The sequence below is a fragment of the Burkholderia sp. CCA53 genome, assembly GCF_001685525.1.
Lineage (GTDB): Bacteria > Pseudomonadota > Gammaproteobacteria > Burkholderiales > Burkholderiaceae > Burkholderia > Burkholderia multivorans.
The window spans coordinates 456,611-475,447 of the sequence record NZ_BDDJ01000001.1 but is presented as its reverse complement, the minus strand read 5'-3'; the positions used below and the strand labels follow the sequence as shown (position 1 = coordinate 475,447).

Annotated in this window: 12 protein-coding genes and 1 pseudogene; 7 read left to right on the top strand and 6 right to left on the bottom strand. The window is 68.6% G+C overall.

Annotated elements, in window-relative coordinates:
- The first annotated feature begins 2 nt into the window (after positions 1–2).
- The 4 genes from astD to BCR55_RS02105 all read left to right on the top strand — a co-directional run bounded on the left by astD (position 3) and on the right by BCR55_RS02105 (position 4,913).
- A complete protein-coding gene (gene astD / locus BCR55_RS02120) occupies positions 3–1,466 on the top strand; it encodes a succinylglutamate-semialdehyde dehydrogenase (protein WP_006401205.1) in 1,464 nt (487 codons plus the stop codon).
- Positions 1,467–1,480: 14 nt separating this feature from the next.
- A complete protein-coding gene (astB, locus tag BCR55_RS02115) occupies positions 1,481–2,821 on the top strand; it encodes an N-succinylarginine dihydrolase (RefSeq protein ID WP_059937931.1) in 1,341 nt (446 codons plus the stop codon).
- Positions 2,805–3,854, top strand: a complete 1,050-nt coding sequence (gene astE, locus BCR55_RS02110) for a succinylglutamate desuccinylase (protein ID WP_065494104.1) — start codon at positions 2,805–2,807, stop codon at positions 3,852–3,854. The genes astB and astE overlap by 17 nt, the downstream gene beginning before the upstream one ends.
- 264 nt (positions 3,855–4,118) lie before the next feature.
- Positions 4,119–4,913, top strand: a complete 795-nt coding sequence (locus BCR55_RS02105; protein ID WP_006412196.1) for an ABC transporter substrate-binding protein — start codon at positions 4,119–4,121, stop codon at positions 4,911–4,913.
- Positions 4,914–4,982: 69 nt separating this feature from the next.
- Here the strand turns inward: BCR55_RS02105 and BCR55_RS02100 are convergent, their stop codons facing one another.
- A complete protein-coding gene (locus tag BCR55_RS02100; protein ID WP_059937940.1) occupies positions 4,983–6,482 on the bottom strand; it encodes an HDOD domain-containing protein in 1,500 nt (499 codons plus the stop codon).
- An 18-nt stretch (positions 6,483–6,500) separates the two neighbouring features.
- Positions 6,501–8,243, bottom strand: coding sequence for a cyclic di-GMP phosphodiesterase CdpA (cdpA, locus tag BCR55_RS02095; protein WP_193788453.1), 1,743 nt, complete (start codon positions 8,241–8,243; stop codon positions 6,501–6,503).
- 269 nt (positions 8,244–8,512) lie between these two features.
- Between cdpA and BCR55_RS02090 the strand changes: the two genes are divergently transcribed.
- Positions 8,513–9,064, top strand: a complete 552-nt coding sequence (locus tag BCR55_RS02090) for a peroxiredoxin (RefSeq protein WP_006407547.1) — start codon at positions 8,513–8,515, stop codon at positions 9,062–9,064.
- A gap of 91 nt (positions 9,065–9,155) precedes the next feature.
- Here BCR55_RS02090 and BCR55_RS02085 read toward each other — a convergent pair whose 3' ends face one another.
- Positions 9,156–9,785, bottom strand: coding sequence for an SDR family oxidoreductase (locus tag BCR55_RS02085; RefSeq protein WP_006407546.1), 630 nt, complete (start codon positions 9,783–9,785; stop codon positions 9,156–9,158).
- 296 nt (positions 9,786–10,081) lie between these two features.
- Here BCR55_RS02085 and BCR55_RS02080 point away from each other — a divergent pair, with 296 nt between their 5' ends.
- Positions 10,082–11,548 (top strand): NYN domain-containing protein, encoded by a 1,467-nt coding sequence (locus BCR55_RS02080; protein WP_059937943.1) that lies wholly within the window; start codon positions 10,082–10,084, stop codon positions 11,546–11,548.
- A gap of 91 nt (positions 11,549–11,639) precedes the next feature.
- On the opposite strand, the gene BCR55_RS02075 is transcribed toward BCR55_RS02080, so the two are convergent.
- Positions 11,640–12,023, bottom strand: a complete 384-nt coding sequence (locus tag BCR55_RS02075) for a VOC family protein (protein ID WP_006401195.1) — start codon at positions 12,021–12,023, stop codon at positions 11,640–11,642.
- A gap of 71 nt (positions 12,024–12,094) precedes the next feature.
- Between BCR55_RS02075 and BCR55_RS33855 the strand changes: the two are divergent.
- Positions 12,095–12,187 (top strand): annotated as a pseudogene (locus tag BCR55_RS33855) (helix-turn-helix domain-containing protein); the annotation flags it as partial.
- A gap of 214 nt (positions 12,188–12,401) precedes the next feature.
- Here BCR55_RS33855 and BCR55_RS02070 read toward each other — a convergent pair.
- Together BCR55_RS02070 and BCR55_RS02065 are read right to left on the bottom strand one after the other, a co-directional pair.
- Positions 12,402–15,710 carry an efflux RND transporter permease subunit gene (locus tag BCR55_RS02070; RefSeq protein WP_053297471.1) on the bottom strand — a complete coding sequence of 1,103 codons (3,309 nt, stop codon included), beginning with the start codon at positions 15,708–15,710 and terminating at the stop codon, positions 12,402–12,404.
- A gap of 3 nt (positions 15,711–15,713) precedes the next feature.
- Positions 15,714–18,827, bottom strand: coding sequence for an MdtB/MuxB family multidrug efflux RND transporter permease subunit (locus BCR55_RS02065; RefSeq protein ID WP_006401193.1), 3,114 nt, complete (start codon positions 18,825–18,827; stop codon positions 15,714–15,716).
- Between the last annotated feature and the right edge of the window lie 10 nt (positions 18,828–18,837).

Genomic DNA, 18,837 nt, shown 5'->3' with positions numbered 1-18,837 from the left:
TCATGACGGAACTCTTCATCGACGGCGCCTGGGTCGCCGGCTCGGGCCCCGCGTTCGCTTCGCGCAATCCGGGCACCGACGAGATCGCGTGGCAGGGCGCGAGCGCGTCCGCCGCGGACGTCGATCGCGCGGTCATGAGCGCGCGCCGCGCGTTCGCCGAGTGGTCGGCGCTCGATTTCGAATCGCGCTGCGCGATCGCGAAACGCTTCGCGGCGCTGCTCAACGAGCGCAAGGAAGCGCTCGCCGCCGCGATCGGCCGCGAGACCGGCAAGCCGCTCTGGGAAGCGCGCACCGAAGTCGCGGCGATGGCCGCGAAGGTCGGTATCTCGATCCAGGCCTATCAGGAACGCACGGGCGAGAAGCGCCAGGACATGGCCGACGGCGTTGCCGTGCTGCGTCATCGTCCGCACGGCGTCGTTGCGGTGTTCGGCCCGTACAACTTCCCCGGCCACTTGCCGAACGGCCATATCGTGCCCGCGCTGATCGCGGGCAACACGGTCGTGTTCAAGCCGTCCGAGCTCGCGCCGGGCGTCGCGCAGGCAACCGTCGAGGTCTGGAAGGACGCGGGCCTGCCGGCCGGCGTGCTGAATCTCGTGCAGGGCGAGAAGGACACGGGCATCGCGCTCGCGAATCACCGGCAGATCGACGGGCTGTTCTTCACCGGCAGCTCGGACACCGGCACGCTGCTGCACAAGCAGTTCGGCGGCCGTCCGGAGATCGTGCTCGCGCTCGAGATGGGCGGCAACAACCCGCTCGTGATCGGCGAAGTCGAGGACATCGACGCGGCCGTGCATCATACGATCCAGTCGGCGTTCCTGTCGGCGGGCCAGCGCTGCACGTGCGCGCGCCGCATCTTCGTGCCGCGGGGCGCGTTCGGCGACCGCTTCCTCGCGCGCTTCGTCGACGTCACGTCGAAGATCACGGCCGACGTGTTCGACGCCGATCCGCAGCCGTTCATGGGCGCGGTGATCTCGGCACGCGCGGCCGCGAAGCTCGTCGACGCACAGTCGCGGCTGATCGAGCAGGGCGCGCAGCCGATCATCGCGATGAAGCAGCGCGATCCGCGGCTCGGCTTCGTCAACGCGGCGATCCTCGACGTGACGAACGTCGCGAACCTGCCCGACGAAGAGCACTTCGGCCCGCTCGCGCAGATCGTCCGCTATGCGGATTTCGACGAAGCGATCGCACGCGCGAACGACACCGCGTTCGGGCTGTCGGCCGGCCTGCTCGCCGACGACGCGCGCGCCTGGGAGCACTTCCGCCGCACGATTCGTGCGGGGATCGTCAACTGGAACCGGCCGACCAACGGCGCATCGTCGGCCGCGCCGTTCGGCGGCACGGGGCGCTCCGGCAACCACCGTCCGAGCGCGTACTACGCGGCCGACTACTGCGCGTATCCGATGGCGTCGGTGGAAAGCGCGCAACTGACTCTGCCCGCGAGCCTGTCGCCGGGCCTGCACTTCTGATCGAGGGAACGACGATGAACGCACAAGAAGCCAATTTCGACGGACTCGTCGGCCCGACCCACAACTACGCCGGGCTGTCGTTCGGCAACGTGGCGTCGCTGAACAACGAGAAGTCCGTCGCGAATCCGAAGGCGGCCGCGAAGCAGGGGCTGCGCAAGATGAAGCAGCTCGCCGATCTCGGCTTTGCACAGGGCGTGCTGCCGCCGCAGGAGCGGCCGTCGCTGCGCCTGCTGCGCGAGCTCGGTTTCTCCGGCAAGGACGCCGACGTGATCGCGAAAGCCGCGAAGCAGGCGCCGGAGCTGCTCGCCGCCGCGAGCTCGGCCTCGGCGATGTGGACCGCGAACGCGGCCACCGTCAGCCCGTCGGCCGACACCGCAGACGGCCGCGTGCACTTCACGCCGGCGAACCTGTGCAGCAAGCTGCATCGCGCGATCGAGCACGAAGCGACGCGCCGTACGCTGTCGACGCTGTTCGCCGATCGCGCGCACTTCGCCGTGCACGATGCGCTGACCGGCACACCCGCGCTCGGCGACGAAGGCGCGGCGAACCACACGCGCTTTTGCGCGGAATACGGCAAGCCGGGCGTCGAGTTCTTCGTGTACGGCCGCTCCGAATACCGCCGCGGGCCGGAGCCGAAGCGCTACCCGGCGCGCCAGACGTTCGAGGCGAGCCGCGCGGTCGCGCAGCGTCACGGGCTTGCCGAAGAGGCGACCGTCTATGCGCAGCAGGATCCGGACGTGATCGATGCGGGCGTGTTCCACAACGACGTGATCTCGGTCGGCAACCGCGACACGCTGTTCACGCACGAGCGCGCGTTCGTCAACAAGCAGGCGATCTACGACACGCTGACGGCCGCGCTCGACGCGCGCGGCGCACGCCTGAACGTGATCGAGGTGCCCGATGCGGCCGTGAGCGTCAACGACGCGGTCACGTCGTATCTGTTCAACAGCCAGCTGCTGTCGCGCGCGGACGGCTCGCAGGTGCTCGTCGTGCCGCAGGAATGCCGCGAGAACGCGAACGTCGCCGCCTATCTCGACCAGCTGGCGGCCGGCAACGGCCCGATCCGCGACGTCCTGGTGTTCGACCTGCGCGAAAGCATGAAGAACGGCGGCGGTCCCGCGTGCCTGCGTCTGCGCGTCGTGCTGACCGACGCGGAACGTGCGGCCGTCACGTCGAACGTATGGATCGACGACACGCTGTTCACGGCGCTCGACGCGTGGATCGAGAAGCACTACCGCGATCGCCTCGCGCCGGACGATCTCGCCGATCCGGCGCTGCTCGTCGAGTCGCGCACGGCGCTCGACGAGCTCACGCAGATCCTGCGCGTCGGGTCGCTGTATGACTTCCAGCGCTGAGGCCCGCATCGCCGCCGACACGCTGCTCGGCGACTTCCTCGCGGCAACGCTCGCCGGCCGCGTGCCGGCCGCGCACGACGGCACGTGCGCGGGAGGCGCGGTGCGCTGGCACTGGCCCGGCGACGGGCTGCTCGCGTTCGAACCGGCGGCGAGCGACGCGGCGCGCGCGAGCGTGCTCGTGTCGGCCGGCGTGCATGGCGACGAGACCGCGCCGATCGAGCTGTTGTCGATGCTCGTGCGCGACGTCGGCACGGGCGCGCTGCCGCTCGCGTGCCGGCTGCTCGTCGTGCTCGGCAACGTACCGGCGATGCGCGCGGGCGAGCGCTATCTCGACGACGACCTGAACCGGCTGTTCAGCGGCCGGCATGCACAGTTGCCGGCGAGCCGGGAGGCGCCGCGCGCCGCGCAGCTCGAGGCGGCCGCGCGCACGTTCTTCGCCGGCTCGTCCCCGCATGGCGCACGCTGGCACATCGACATGCATACGGCGATCCGCGCCTCGGTCTTCGAGCAGTTCGCACTGCTGCCGCATACGGGCACGCCGCCGTCGCGCGCGATGGTCGAATGGCTCGGCGACGCGCGCATCGCGGCCGTGCTGCTGCATACCGCGAAGGGCAATACGTATTCGCACTTCACGGCCGAACACTGCGGCGCACTGGCGTGCACGCTCGAACTCGGCAAGGTGCGCCCGTTCGGGCAGAACGATCTCGCGCGCTTCGCGCCGGCCGACCGCGCGGTGCGCCGGCTCGTGTCGGGCGCGCCGCGCGACGCCGACGCGCCGCTGCCGCGCGTGTTCACAGTGATCGACCAGATCACGAAACAGAGCGACGCGCTCGAGCTGTTCGTCGCACCCGACGTCGCGAACTTCACCGCGTTCGCGCGCGGCACGGTGCTCGCGCAGGACGGCGATTACCGCTACACGGTGCGGCACGACGAGGAGCGCATCGTGTTTCCGAATCCGTCGGTGAAGCCCGGCCTGCGCGCGGGGCTGCTCGTCGTCGATACGACGCGCGACACGCTGGCCGCGCTCGTCTGACGGGCCGGCCGGCGCCGCGCCGGCACCGCGAGCTTGCCTGTTTGCGACATCGTCTTGCGGCTTTCGTGCGCGTGCATGGGGGCGCCGCGCGCGCGATGCAGCACGGCCGCTTTGCGGTGCGGGCCGCGCGGATTGGTACAATCGCGGCCTTGCGGCTGTTGCGCCGCATCACGGCGCGTCGTCGCGGTTGCCGTCGTCATCCGGCCCTGCAATGATGCATGCGCCCGTAGTTCCGGAACATTCGAGTATCGAGGAGAACACCTGATGAAGTTGGATTGGCGTAAAGTGGCCGCGCAGGCGGTAGTGGCGGCATCGGCGGTAGCGGCAGGCAGCGCGGTTGCGGCGGATCTGAAGGAGATCCGGTTCGGCGTCGAAGCCTCGTATGCGCCGTTCGAATACAAGACGCCCGACGGCAAGCTGACCGGCTTCGACATCGACATCGGCAACGCGGTGTGCGCGAAGCTGAAGGCGAAGTGCGTGTGGGTCGAGAACGACTTCGACGGCCTGATCCCCGCGCTGCAGGCGCGCAAGTTCGACGCGATCAACTCGGACATGACGATCACCGATCAGCGCAAGCACGCGATCGCCTTCACCGATCCGATCTACACGATCCCGAACCAGCTGATCGCGAAGCAGGGCAGCGGCCTGCAGCCGACGCCGCAATCGCTGAAGGGCAAGCGCGTCGGCGTGCTGCAGGGCACGATCCAGGAAGCGTACGCGAAGAAGAAGTGGGCGCCGGCCGGTGTCGAAGTCGTGCCGTACCAGACGCAGGATCTCGCCTACGCCGACCTGAAGTCGGGCCGTCTCGACGCGACGTTCCAGGATTCGGAAGCGGGCGCGAAGGGCTTCCTGTCGAAGCCGCAAGGCCAGGGCTTCGCGTTCGCGGGCGGCACCGTCAGCGATGCCGAGATTCTCGGCTCGGGCGTCGGCTTCGGCCTGCGCAAGAACGACGCGGCGCTGAAGACCGCGCTCGATCAGGCGCTGAAGGAACTGAAGGCCGACGGCACGATCGACTCGCTCGCGAAGAAGTACTTCAGCGTGCCCGTCACGCTCAAGTAAGCGCGTTTCGATTCCGTCGCTTTTCGCCAGCCGGCCGCACGATGCGGCCGGTTTGCTTTTGGGCGGCCGCTACGCGGGGAAGAACCGGCTCAGTTCGCGCGCAAGCTCGTTGAGCACGCTCATCTCCTGCTGCGTGATCTTGCGCGCGGGCTGCGCGCCGGCCCAGTCGCCGTACAGCAGCGCGACCGTCGAGCCGCCGGCGCGCACCGGCAGCAGCACGAACGAGTGCGTGTCGTCGAATGCGTCGAGATACCACGCGGGCAGCCGGCGCAGCATCTTCGGCTCCTGCGCGTGCTCGATGAAGATGCCGACCGAATTCGTGATCGCGAGATGGAACACGTCGGGCTCGAAGCGTTCGTCGAAGCGCAGCCGGTCGAGCACCGCATCGACGTCCGGACCGAAGCCGAGACGCGCGGCAAACGTGCCGTCGTCGTGCCGCACGAACATGACGGTGCGCGTGAACGCGAGGCCCGCGAGCAGGCTTTCGGACGCGAGCGCGAGCACCGGCGTCAGCACGTGCTCGGACGGCAGCGCGCGCAGATCGGCGAGGCCCGCTTCGAGACACGCCTCGGGCTCTGCCTGCGCGCGCGCGATCGCATCCGCATTCGCGCGCAGCTCGACGATCTCGCGCATCACGGTGTCGCTCGCTTCCTCGTGCGCGAGCTGCTCGGCGATCTCGACGAGCGCGCCGGACGGCATGTCGAGGATCGGCGCATAGTGCTGCGCGAGCGTGCCGATGCGCGCGTCGCGCTGCGGGCCTTCCGGCATCGCGAGCGCGCTCGCGACGTCGGTCGAGCAGCGGCTCACCGCGCGCAGCCATTGCGCATGCCCGTCGTCCGCGTCGCTGCCGGCGAGGGCCGTGTCGTCGGCGTCGCGATCGTCGTCGCGCGATTCGTCGTCGCCCGCGCAATCGTCGTTCGCCATGCCCGCGCAGATCATGTCGGGCAGGCGCCAGCGGGCGGCGGCCTCGAGTCCGATCTCGTCGAAGCCGACACCGAGCACGTCGATGCACGCGGCCGTTTCGTCGCCGTGCAGCTCGGCCGCCCGCCGACGAATGCGGTCCCATTCCTGATCGAGATAGCAGACCACGAGCAGCTTGCCGACCTGGCGCATCAGCGTGCAGACGACCGCTTCCTCGCCCGCGCGCAGCTCGACGTGTTCGGTCAGCTTGCGCGCGACGCAGCCGGACAGCAGCGCGCGGTTCAGTTCGAGCTTCGCGTCGATGCGGCGCGGCGTGCTCTGATGGAAGTGATCGACGAGCTTCAGCCCGACGACGAGATGGCCGACCGCGTCCATCCCGAGCACCATCAGCGCGCGCGTGACGGTCGTGATGTTGCCGCCGAACGCCATGTACATCGCGGAGTTCGCGAGCCGCAGCACCTTCTGCGTCAGTGCGAAATCCGACAGCACGACGCGCACGAGCGCCGTGAAGTCGAGATCGTCGTTCTTCATCGCGGCCATCGTCGTGCGCAGCGACTCCGACAGCAGCGGGAAGTCGCCGCGTTCGTTCATCCGCGCCCACAGCTTGTCGAGCAGCGCGGTCGGGGCCAGGCGTTCGGTAATTGACATACGCATCCGTCCGGCCCGTCAGGCCGCCGCGTGCAGGTGCAGCTGCTGCGCCGCGAAGCGGCGCGCGAGCTCCTCGGACGGCAGCGCCTGACAGACGAGCCAGCCCTGGATGTGGTTGCAGCCCATTTCGGTCAGCAGGGCGCGCTGCGCTTCGGTCTCGACGCCTTCGGCGACGAGTTCGAGCTCGAGCGTCTGCGCGAGCCCGACGACGGCCGACACGATCGCGCGATCGTTGCGCGAGGTCAGCAGGTTCTCGACGAAGCTGCGGTCGATCTTCAGCTTCGCGAGCGGGAAGCGCTGCAGATACGCGAGACTCGAATAGCCGGTGCCGAAATCGTCGATCGCGAAGCGGATGCCGAGCTCGGTCAGCTCCTCGAGCAGCCCCTTGGCATGCGCGGGATCGTGCATCAGCAGGCTTTCGGTGATCTCGAGCACGATGCGCCGCGGATCGATGCCGGTCAGCGCGATCGCATCGCGCACGCTTTGCGTGAAGCGCGGATCGCGAAACTGCTGCGGCGACACGTTGACCGCGACGTACTGCAGCGCGAGCCCCTGCCGATCCCACGCGACGAGCTGCATGCAGGCGGCCTTCAGCACCCAGTTGCCGAGATAGTTGATGAGCCCGATCGATTCGGCGAGCGGAATGAACGTCGCCGGCGGCACGAGCCCGTGAACGGGGTGGCGCCAGCGGATCAGCGCCTCGACGCCGACCACCGCACCGGACTGGCTGCGCGTGATCGGCTGGAAATGCAGCGAGAATTCGCCGTTGCGCACGCCGTCGTAGAGATCGGCTTCGAGCTTCAGCCGTTCGGCGTCGGCCGGATCGTCGACCGGCGCATGGAACGCGAGCGCATTGCCGCCCGACGCCTTCGCCTGCGCGAGCGCGTGATCGGCGCGGCGCAGCAGCGGACTGTGGTGCTGCGCGCGATGCGGCGCCGCGCGCTCGTCCGGATACAGCGCGATGCCGATGCTTGCTGAAAGATGCACCGGTTGCCCGTGGTACGTGTACGGCTCGCGCACCGCGGCCTGCAGCCGCCGCGCGAGCGCGTCCGCCGCGTCGCACGCGCGCGTGCGGTCCGGCGCGGCGAGCACGACCGCGAACTTGTCGCTCGCGACGCGCGCGAGCAATTCGTCGGGCGCGACGAGCGTACGCAGCCGCCGGGCGGTCTCGCGCAGCAGCGCGTCGCCCGCGTCGTAGCCGAGCGCGCGGTTGATCCGCTGATAATCGTCGAGATCGAGCAGCAGCAGCGCCGCGCACGTGCCTTCGTCGTCGGCCGTCTGCTGCGCGCGGATCAGCGCGGGGACGAGCGCCGACAGGTTGTCGAGCCCCGTCATCGGATCGTGATGCATTTCGTACGTGAGCCGCGCCTCGAGCGCGCGCCACGACGAGATGTCGAACGCGGCGATCGCGAAGCCTTCGACGCCGTGGTGGCGGCTCTTCACGGCGCGCAGCTCGACGTCGAGCGGGTAGGTCAGCGACTTCACGATGCTCATCGTCGCCTTCTCGACCTGCCCCGAGCGCGCGGCGCGTGCAAGCAGGTCTTCAAGCGCCGCGGTATCCTGTTCGGCGATCAGGTCGCGCAGCGTCAGCGTGTGCAGATAGTCGCGGTGATAGCCGATGAAGCGCAGGCTCGCTTCCGACACGTAGAGGAAGCGCAGCTCGCGATCGACGTGGGCGAGGAAATCGACCGTGCCGACCGTCTGTTCCAGCCAGTTGCGCACGGTATCGTCGCGACGCGGTGCGCCGGCGCGCGCAGGCATCAGCGCGCCGCCCGACCAGGCGAAGCGGCGCAGCGTATGCAATGCGCTGCGCCAGGGGCCCTTGCGCGGCGTCTGTTTCCTGTTGGCTTCCATGTTTCTCGCTGACGTGAAGGGCTGGAACCGGTTGTCCGGGAGGAATAACGGCAGACTGCGAGGAATCTTTAACGGACCGGCCGGCGCGCTGCGCGGGCCGGGCGGGCGCCGGGTTCGGCAAGCGAACGCGGGCGCATGCTGCAACGAGGCTGACTTTATAAGAAATGAGGACGCAGATGAAGCGAAAACTATTGCTGGGCGCCGTTGCGGCGGCGCTGGTGGCCGGTCTTGCGCCGATCGCGCAGGCGCAGCTGAAGCCGGGCGACGCGGCGCCCGATTTTACGGCGCCCGCATCGCTGGGCGGCAAGACTTACACGTACTCGCTCGCCGATGCGCTGAAGCAGGGGCCGGTCGTGCTGTATTTCTACCCGGCCGCGTTTACGAAGGGCTGCACGATCGAGGCGCATGCGTTCGCGGAGGCGGTCGACCGCTACAAGGCGTATGGCGCGACGGTGATCGGCGTGTCGGCCGACAACATCGATACGCTGACGAAGTTTTCGGTCAGCGAGTGCCGCAGCAAGTTCCCGGTCGCGGCCGATCCGGACGCGAAGATCATCCGCGAATACGACGCGAAGCTGCCCGCGCTCGATCGCGCGAACCGCGTGTCGTACGTGATTTCGCCGGAAGGGAAGGTCCTGTACGAATACACGAGCCTGTCGCCCGACAAGCACGTCGAGAACACGCTCGCCGCCGTGAAGGCGTGGGCCGACGCGCATCCGAAACGCTGACGGGCCGGCCAAAGAGAACGGCCCGCGCGAGCGGGCCGCATCGTGCTGCGGTGCCGGCGGCGCGGGTACTGCGCCGCCGGCGCTCCAGCGGTTACGCGCGCAGCGCCTGTTCGATCGGCACGCTGCCGCCGACGAAGCCGATAACCTTTCGCGAAATGCCAAGCTTGATCGCCTCGATCGCGGCCCATGCAACGTCCTGCCGCGACACGGGCGGCGCGGGCTCGACGCGCTCCTCGGTCAGCGCGATCTTGCCGACGCCCGGGCCGTCCGACAGCGGGCCCGGACGCAGGATCACGTAGTCGACGCCGGACGCGATCACGCGCTCGTCGCCTTCGCGCTTCATCTGCGAGTAGTGGCGCAGCGCGTCGGGGCTGCGCTCGGGCCAGTACGCGGTCAGCGAGCTGATCACGACGAGCTTCTGGACGTTGTATGCGAGCGCATACTCGGCCGCGCGCGCAACGGCGTCGCGATCGATCTGCTGCTCTTCGGTGGCGCCTTCGGATTCGGCCGAGCCGGCCGCATAGATCGCGTGCGCGATGCCCTGGAACGCCGACGAGAAATCGGTCGTGAGATCGGCCTCGACGACCCTCGCGCCCGGCAGCGTATAACCCGGCCGGCGCACGAGCGCGGTGAGCTCGAATTCCGGCTGCTTGAGCAGCAGATCCGCGCAGGCGCGGCCCGTGCGGCCGGTCGCGCCGATCAGCAGTACCTTCGTCGTCATGAAACGGCTCCTTGCTCGATGCGTCATCCTTCCAGTTAGGGACGGACGACCGATACTCAAGTGTATGTCGAATTGGCCGGGCGGCGGCGCGTCAAAAAGGGGCGCATCCACGGCGGCCCGGCGGTTGCACCTATCGGGAGCATACCGGGCGACGCGGCGCGACGACGGTGTGTCGCCGCACATAGTGCGGCTGCCGCGCGGAATGCGGGCGGCGCGCCGCCGACCGGCTATCATGTGCGCCACGCATTTCCTGCCGCTACGCAAATCAACGCGTCGGCCAACCGGTTGGAGTACACATGGCATTACCCCTGGACAACGTCAGCATGGCCGTGTTCTGCGACTTCGAGAACGTCGCGCTCGGCGTACGCGACGCGAAGTACGAGAAATTCGACATCAAGCCCGTGCTCGAAAAGCTGCTGCTGAAGGGCAGCATCGTCGTGAAGAAGGCCTATTGCGACTGGGATCGCTACAAGGGCTTCAAGGCGGCGATGCACGAGGCGAGCTTCGAGCTGATCGAGATTCCGCACGTGCGCCAGTCGGGCAAGAATTCGGCCGACATCCGGCTCGTCGTCGACGCGCTCGACCTCTGCTACACGAAATCGCATGTCGATACGTTCGTGATCGTCAGCGGCGACTCGGATTTTTCGCCGCTCGTGTCGAAACTGCGCGAGAACGCGAAGAAGGTGATCGGCGTCGGCGTGAAGAAGTCGACGTCCGACCTGCTGGTCGCGAACTGCGATGAGTTCATCTTCTACGACGATCTCGTGCGCGAACAGCAGCGCGCGCTCGCCAAGCGCGAACAGCAGCGTGCGGGCAACGGCGGCGCGAAGCGTGCGGACGAGCCGTCGCGCAAGCCGGAGATGGAGGCGCGCAAGGCCGAGGCGATCGCGCTCGCGGTCGAGACGTTCGAGGCGCTTGCGTCCGAGCGCGACGACGTCGGCAAGATCTGGGCGTCCGTGCTCAAGAGCGCGATCAAGCGCCGCAAGCCCGATTTCAACGAGTCGTACTACGGCTTCCGCGCGTTCGGCAACCTGCTCGACGAAGCGCAGGCGCGCGGGCTGCTCGAGGTTGGCCGCGACGACAAGTCGGGCGCGTTCGTGTCGCGGCCGCGTCAGTCGGCTGCGGCCGAGCCGGCCGCCGCGCGCGATACGGGCAGCGCGCACGCGGGGCATGGCGCGCGTCACGCGGAAGCCGCGCCGCTCGAACACGCGTCGCGCCGTCGCGGCGCGCACGGTGAGCCGGCGGCGGACGGCATGGCCGTCGACACGGACGGAGCCGGCGCGGTCGACGTCGTCGCGAGCGAAGCGGCGCTCGCACCGGCGGACGCGGTGGAATCGAACGAAACGGCGCACGCGGGCGCGACGCACGGCGACGCGAAGGACGGCCGCAAGCGCGCACGCAAGAGCGCGGCGAAGAAGGCCGGCGCAAAGAAGAGCGCCGATGCGGCGAGCGCCGGCCGGTCCGCGGCGAAGCGGGACGCTGCAGCGCAGCGCGGCGACGAGCCCGCGGACGAGCGCCATGCCGAAGCCGCGCCTCGCGAGCCGGAGCAGGGCGACGCACGGCACGCCGCGCCGCAGCACGCGGCGCCGGCGGCCGACGCATTTGCGGCTTCGGATGCGGCCGCGCAGCCGTCGCCCGACGCGATGCCGGCGGGCGAACCGGCCGGCGAAACGGCCGCCGCCGAAGCGAAGCCGAAGAAGGCGGCCCGCAAGACGGCCACGCGTGCGCGCCGTCCGCGCAAGACGACGCCCGCCGCCGAGTAACGGCGGCCGTGCGCAGGCGGCCCGGTCCGATACCGGGCGGCCGCGCGTCCGCAGTCATCTCGGCCGGCGCCATGCCGGCCGATTCGTTTCGTCAGCCGTTCAGCGCATAGGGCTGCGTCATCACTTCGAGAAAGTGACCGTCCGGATCGTCGAAATACACGCCGCGCCCGCCGTTGTGGCGGTAGATCTCGCCCGGCTGCCGCTTCGCAGGATCGGCCCAGTGCGGCAGCGCGCGCTCGCGGATGCGGGCGTAGACGCGATCGAAGTCCGCTTCGTCGACGAGAAACGCGTAGTGCTGCGACGCGATCTCGCCCGGCTGCTGATAGAAATCGAGCGACACGCCGTTGTCGAGCGCGACGACGAGCATCGGGCCGAACGGCGTCGGCGGCGGCAGGTCCAGCAGTTCGGTAAGAAAGCGGCTCGACGCGTGCGCGTCGCGGCACCAGACGATGGTGTGATTCAACTGGACGTTCATGACGGATTCCCGGCGAGGGCCATGCACAGACGATAGCCGATCGCGGCCGCGGTGCAAGCGGCACGCGCGCGATGGTCGAAGCGGGCGCGCACGGCGGCGCGAGCGGCACGCCGCGCAACTCGGTCGCGCGACTGCTGAAAACGCTGGTTCGTCAGGGCTTTCTCGTCGTCGACGCGTATGGCCGCTATCGTCCGGGGCCGGCGAGCGCGCGGATCGCGGCCGCGTATCTCGGCGCGCAACCGCCGGTCGCGCCGGCGCAGCCGGTGCTCGACGGGCCATGTGCGCGCAGCGGGCTGGCCGCGCAGCTGCTCGGCCGCGACGTCGTCGCGGAAGCCGTCGTGCTCGCGCAGGCGCTACCCGCCGATGCGCCGTGCAGGCTTATTCGCCCGCTACCGCCGGCCCGCCCGAATTCCCGCGGCGGTTGCGCCGCTTCTCGCCCCATACGCGCAGGCGATCCATGTACAGATAGACGACCGGCGTCGTATAGAGCGTCAGCACCTGCGACATGATCAGGCCGCCGGCGATCGCGATCCCGAGCGGCGCGCGCAGCTCCGCGCCGTCCGCGCTGCCGAACGCGAGCGGCAGCGCGCCGAGCAGCGCGGCCATCGTCGTCATCATGATCGGCCGGAAACGCAGCAGGCACGCCTCGCGGATCGCGTCGAACGACGACTTGCCGTGGTTGCGCGTCTGATCGATTGCGAAGTCGACCATCATGATCGCGTTCTTCTTCACGATGCCGATCAGCAGGATCACGCCGATCAGCGCGATGATGCTGAACTCGGTCTTGAACAGCAGCAGCGCGAGCAGGGCGCCGACGCCGGCCGACGGCAGCGTCGACAGGATCGTGATCGGATGGATGTAGCTCTCGTACAGGATCCCGAGCACGATGTAGACGGCGAGCAGCGCGGCGAGGATCAGGATCGGCTGATCGTTCATCGACTGCTGGAACGCCTGCGCGGTGCCCTGGAAGCTGCCGACGATCGTCGGCGGCACGCCGATCTGCGCCATCGTCTGGTAGATGACCTGCGTGGCCTGCGACAGCGACACGCCGGGCGGCAGGTTGAACGAGATCGTCGTCGCGACGAACAGCCCCTGATGGTTGACCGACAGCGGCGTCGTGCTTGGCCCGAAGGTCGCGATCGCCGACAGCGGAATCATCGTCGACTTCGACGTCGACACCGCGGCGCCTGCCGACGCGCTCGACTTGCCGCTCGACGCGATCGAGTTCAGCGCCTGGTTGCGCGCGGAATCGGACGCGATCGCGGCGGCGCTCGTGGCGGCCGTGCCGGCGCTCGACGTGCCGGCCGCCGTCGCGACGAACGTGCCGGCTGCCGCGTTGGTCGTCTGCGAGCCGCTCGCGCTGCCGCCCGACGTGCTGATCCACACCTGCTTCAGCATCTCGGGGCTCTGCCAGTATTTCGGCGCGACTTCCATCACGACGTGGTACTGGTTCAGCGGGTTGTAGATCGTCGAGACCTGCCGCTGGCCGAACGCGTCGTACAGCGTGTTGTCGATCTGCGCGGGCTTGATGCCCAGGCGCGCGGCGGTGGCGCGGTCGATCGTCACCATCGCCTCGAGGCCGCCTTGCTGCTGGTCCGAATTCACGTCGGTCAGCTCGGGACGCTTCTGCAGCGCCTCGGTCAAAATCGGCCCCCACTTGTACAGCTCCGCGCTCGAATCGCCGAGCAGCGTGAACTGGTATTGCGCATTGCTCTGCCGGCCGCCGACGCGGATGTCCTGCGCGGCCTGCAGGAACGTGCTCGCACCCGCGACGCGCGACAGCGGTCCGCGCAGCTGCTGGATCACCTGATCGGCCGATACCTTGCGCTCGCTGCGGTCCTTCAGCGTGACGAACATGAAGCCCGAGTTGGTCTGCGTGCCGCCCGTGAAGCCTGCCGCGCTCTTCACGTTCGGGTTGCTCTGCACGATGCGCATCATCTCGGTGAACTTCTGCTTCATCGCCTGGAACGAGGTCGCCTGGTCCGCGCGGATTCCGCCGATCATCAGGCCCGTGTCCTGCTGCGGGAAGAAGCCTTTCGGCACGATCACGTATAGATAGACGTTCAGCCCGATCGTCGCGAACAGGATCAGCAGGATCAGCAGCGGCCGGCTCAGCGCCCACGACAGCGAGCGCTCGTAGCCGCGCTGCATCCGCGCGAAGCAGCGTTCGAGAAAGCGCGCGAAGCGGCCTTCTTCGCGCGCGTCGTGCCGCTCCGGCAGCAGGCGCGCGCACATCATCGGCGTGACGGTCAGCGAGACCGCGAGCGACACCGCGATCGCGAGCGACAGCGTCAGCGCGAATTCGCGGAACAGGCGCCCGACGATGCCGCCCATCAGCAGGATCGGCAGGAACACGGCGACGAGCGAGATGCTCATCGACAGCACCGTGAAGCCGACCTCGCGCGCGCCGTCGAACGCAGCCTGCAGCCGCGGCTTGCCGTTCTCGATGTGGCGCGCGATGTTCTCGAGCACGACGATCGCGTCGTCGACGACGAAGCCGGTCGCGACGATCAGCGCCATCAGCGACAGGTTGTCGATCGAGAAGCCGAGCAGGTACATCGCACCGAACGTGCCGACGATCGAGATCGGCACCGCGACGCTGGGAATCAGCGTCGCGCGCCAGTTGCGCAGGAACAGGAACACGACCATCACGACGAGGCTCACCGCGATCAGCAGCGTGTGCTCGGTGTCCTTCAGCGAGGCGCGGATGGTCGTCGAGCGGTCGAGCACGGGCGTCACCGTGATGTCGGCCGGCAGCGACGCGGTCAGCTGCGGCAGCGCGGCGCGCACGCGATCGATCGTGTCGATGATGTTCGCGCCCGGCGACCGGTACAGGATCACGAGCACCGCGCGCTTGCCGTTCGACAGCCCGAGGTTGCGCAGATCCTCGACCGAGTCGACGACCTCCGACAGATCGGACAGCCGCACGCCCGCGCCGTTGCGGTACGCGACGACGAGATCGCGATACTGCGACGCCTGCGATGCCTGATCGTTCGTGTAGAGCTGGTAGTGCTGCGGCCCGAACTCGATCGCGCCTTTCGGGCTGTTCGCGTTCGCGGACGCGAGCGCCGCGCGCACGTCTTCGAGCCCGATGCCGTAGTGGAACAGCGCCTGCGGCTCGAGCTCGACGCGCACGGCCGGATTCGCGGAGCCGCTGACGGTGACCTGGCCGATCCCGTCGATCTGCGACAGCGACTGCTGCAGCACCGTCGACGCCGCGTCGTACAAGCGCGCCGGCGACGCGGTGTCCGACGTCAGCGACACGATCATGATCGGCGAGTCGGCCGGGTTCACCTTCCGGTAGGTCGGGTTGCTTTTCAGCGCGGCGGGCAGGTCGGCGCGTGCCGCGTTGATCGCGGCCTGCACGTCGCGCGCGGCGCCGTCGATGTCGCGGTTCAGCCCGAACTGCAGGATGATCCGCGCGTTGCCGACGGTGCTGGTCGACGTCATTTCGGTGACGTCGGCGATCGATCCGAGATGCCGCTCGAGCGGGCTCGTCACGCTGGTCGCGACGGTCTCGGGGCTCGCGCCCGGCAGCGACGCCTGCACGGAGATCGTCGGGAAGTCGACCTGCGGCAGCGGCGACACCGGCAGCTTGACGAACGCGAACAGCCCCGCGAGCGCGACGCCGAGCGCGAGCAGCGTGGTCGCGACGGGACGCGTGATGAAAGGGCGCGACAGGTTCATGGCTTACGCATCCGTGCGCGTGCCGGCCGCCGGGCCGTGGCGTTCGAACCAGCCGCGCGTGCGGCGCGCGAGCGCGTCGAAGCCGAGATAGATGACCGGCGTCGTGAACAGCGTGAGCACCTGCGACACGATCAGGCCGCCCGCGATCGCGATCCCGAGCGGCTGACGCAGCTCGGAGCCGGCACCGGAGCCGACGATCAGCGGCACCGCGCCGAGCAGCGCGGCGAGCGTCGTCATCAGGATCGGCCGGAAACGCAGCAGGCACGCCTGATAGATCGCTTCGCGCGGCGGCTTGCCTTCGACGCGTTCGGCCTCGAGCGCGAAGTCGATCATCATGATCGCGTTCTTCTTCACGATGCCGATCAGCAGCACGATGCCGATGATGCCGATGATGTCGAGATCGTGGCCCGTGATCATCAGCGCGAGCAGCGCGCCGACGCCGGCCGACGGCAGCGTCGACAGGATCGTGATCGGGTGGATGTAGCTCTCGTACAGCACGCCGAGCACGATGTACATCGTGACCACGGCCGCGAGGATCAGGAACAGCTGGTTCGACAGCGACGCCTGGAACGCGAGCGCCGCGCCCTGGAAGCGCGTCTGGAACGAGCCGGGCAGGCCGATCTCCTTTTCGGCGGCCTGGATCGCCTTGACGGCTTCGCCGAGCGACGCGCCCGGCGCGAGGTTGAACGAGATCGTCGTCGACGGGAACTGCGACAGATGCGACACGAGCAGCGGCGACGGCCGCTCGTGGAAGGTCGCGATCGACGACAGCGGCACCTGGCCGCCGCCTGCCGACGGCAGATAGATGTCGTTCAGCGATTGCACGTAGTGCTGGTCCTTCGGCTCCGACTCGAGAATCACGCGGTACTGGTTCGACTGCGTGAAGATCGTCGAGACGATGCGCTGGCCGAACGCGTCGTACAGCGCGTTGTCGACCGTCGCGGGCGTGACGCCGAAGCGCGCGGCGCTCGCGCGGTCGATCTCGATATAGACCGACTGGCCGTTGCTCTGCAGGTCGGTCGCGACGTCCGCGAGCGACGGCTCCTGCTGCAGCCGCGTGACGAGCTTCGGCACCCAGGTCGCGAACTCGTCCGCGTTCGGGCTCGTCAGCATGAACTGATACTGCGTCGGGCTCACCGTCGAATCGATCGTCAAGTCCTGCACGGACTGCATGAACAGCGAAATGCCCGTCACGTTCGCGACGCGCTGCTGCAGGTCGCGGATGATCTGCGCGGCCGTCTCCGAACGTTCGTCGCGCGGCTTCAGGTTGATCAGCATCCGGCCGCTGTTCAGCGTGATGTTCGAGCCGTCGACGCCGATGAACGACGTGAGGCTGTCGACGTTCGGGTCCTTCAGGATCTCGGTCGCGAGCGTCTGCTGCCGCTCGGCCATCGCGCCGTACGATACCGACTGCGGCGCCTGCGTGATCGCCTGGATCACGCCCGTGTCCTGCGCGGGGAAGAAGCCCTTCGGCACGAACACGTACAGCAGCGCGGTCAGCGCGAGCGTGAGCAGCGCGACGACGAGCGTCGCGCGCTGCCGGTTCAGCACCCATTCGAGGGCGACCGCATAGCGTGCGATCACCCAGTCGATCGTGCGGTGCACGCGCGCCTCGAAACGATGGCTTTCGGGCGGCGGCGAGTGACGCAGCAGCTTCGCGCACATCATCGGCACGAGCGTCAGCGACACGATCGCCGAGATCACGATCGTCACCGCGAGCGTGATCGCGAATTCATGGAACAGGCGCCCGACCACGTCGCCCATGAACAGCAGCGGGATCAGCACGGCGATCAGCGACACCGTCAGCGAGATGATCGTGAAGCCGATCTGCTTCGAACCCTTCAGCGCGGCCTCGAGGCCCGAATCGCCTTCCTCCACGTAGCGTGCGATGTTCTCGATCATCACGATCGCGTCGTCGACGACGAAGCCGGTCGCGATCGTCAGCGCCATCAGCGACAGGTTGTTCAGCGAGAAGCCCGCGAGATACATCACCGCGAGCGTGCCGATCAGCGACAGCGGCACCGACAGGCTCGGGATGATCGTCGCGTAGATGTTCGCGAGGAACAGGTACATCACCAGCACGACGAGCACGACCGACAGCATCAGTTCGAACTGCACGTCGCGCACGGCCGCGCGGATCATCGTCGTGCGGTCGGTGACGATCTGCACGTCGAGCGCGGCCGGCAGCGTTTCCTGCAGCTTCGGCAACTGCGCCTTGATCGCGTCGACGGTCGCGATCACGTTCGCGCCCGGCTGGCGCTGCACGTTCAGGATGATCGCGGGCTCCGAATTGACCCACGCGCCGAGCTTCGTGTTCTCCGAGCCGGCCACGACCTTCGCGACGTCGGTCAGCATCACCGGGCGGCCGTTCTTGTATGCGACGACCGCGCTGTTGTACTGATCGGCGCTCGTCAGCTGGTCGTTGGCGTTGATCGTGTAGGCGCGCGTCGGGCCGTCGAAGTTGCCCTTCGGCGTGTTCACGTTCAGGTTCGAGATCGTCGTGCGTAGATCGTCGAGGTTCATCCCGTATTGCGCGAGCGCGGTCGGGTTCGCCTGGATCCGCACGGCGGGGCGGTTGCCGCCCGACAGGCTCACGAGGCCGACGCCCGCGATCTGCGAGATCTTCATCGCGAGGCGCGTGTCGGTCAGGTCCTGCACCTGCGTGAGCGGCAGCGTCTTCGACGTGACCGCGAGCGTCAGCACCGGCGCATCGGCCGGGTTGACCTTCGCGTAGATCGGCGGGGCAGGGAGGTCGGACGGCAGCAGGTTGCCGGCCGCGTTGATCGCGGCCTGCACTTCCTGCTCGGCGATGTCGAGCGGCAGGTCGAGCGAGAACTGCAGCGTGATGACCGACGCGCCGGCCGAGCTTTGCGACGACATCTGGTTCAGCGACGGCATCTGCCCGAACTGGCGCTCGAGCGGCGCGGTGACCGACGACGTCATCACTTCCGGGCTCGCGCCCGGATAGAAGGTCTGGACCTGGATCGTCGGATAGTCGACTTCCGGCAGCGCGGCGAGCGGCAGGAAGCGCAGCGCGACGAGGCCGGCCAGCATGATCGCCGCCATCAGAAGGGCGGTGCCGACCGGCCGGAGAATGAAGATGCGGGACGGATTCATCGAGCGGCCC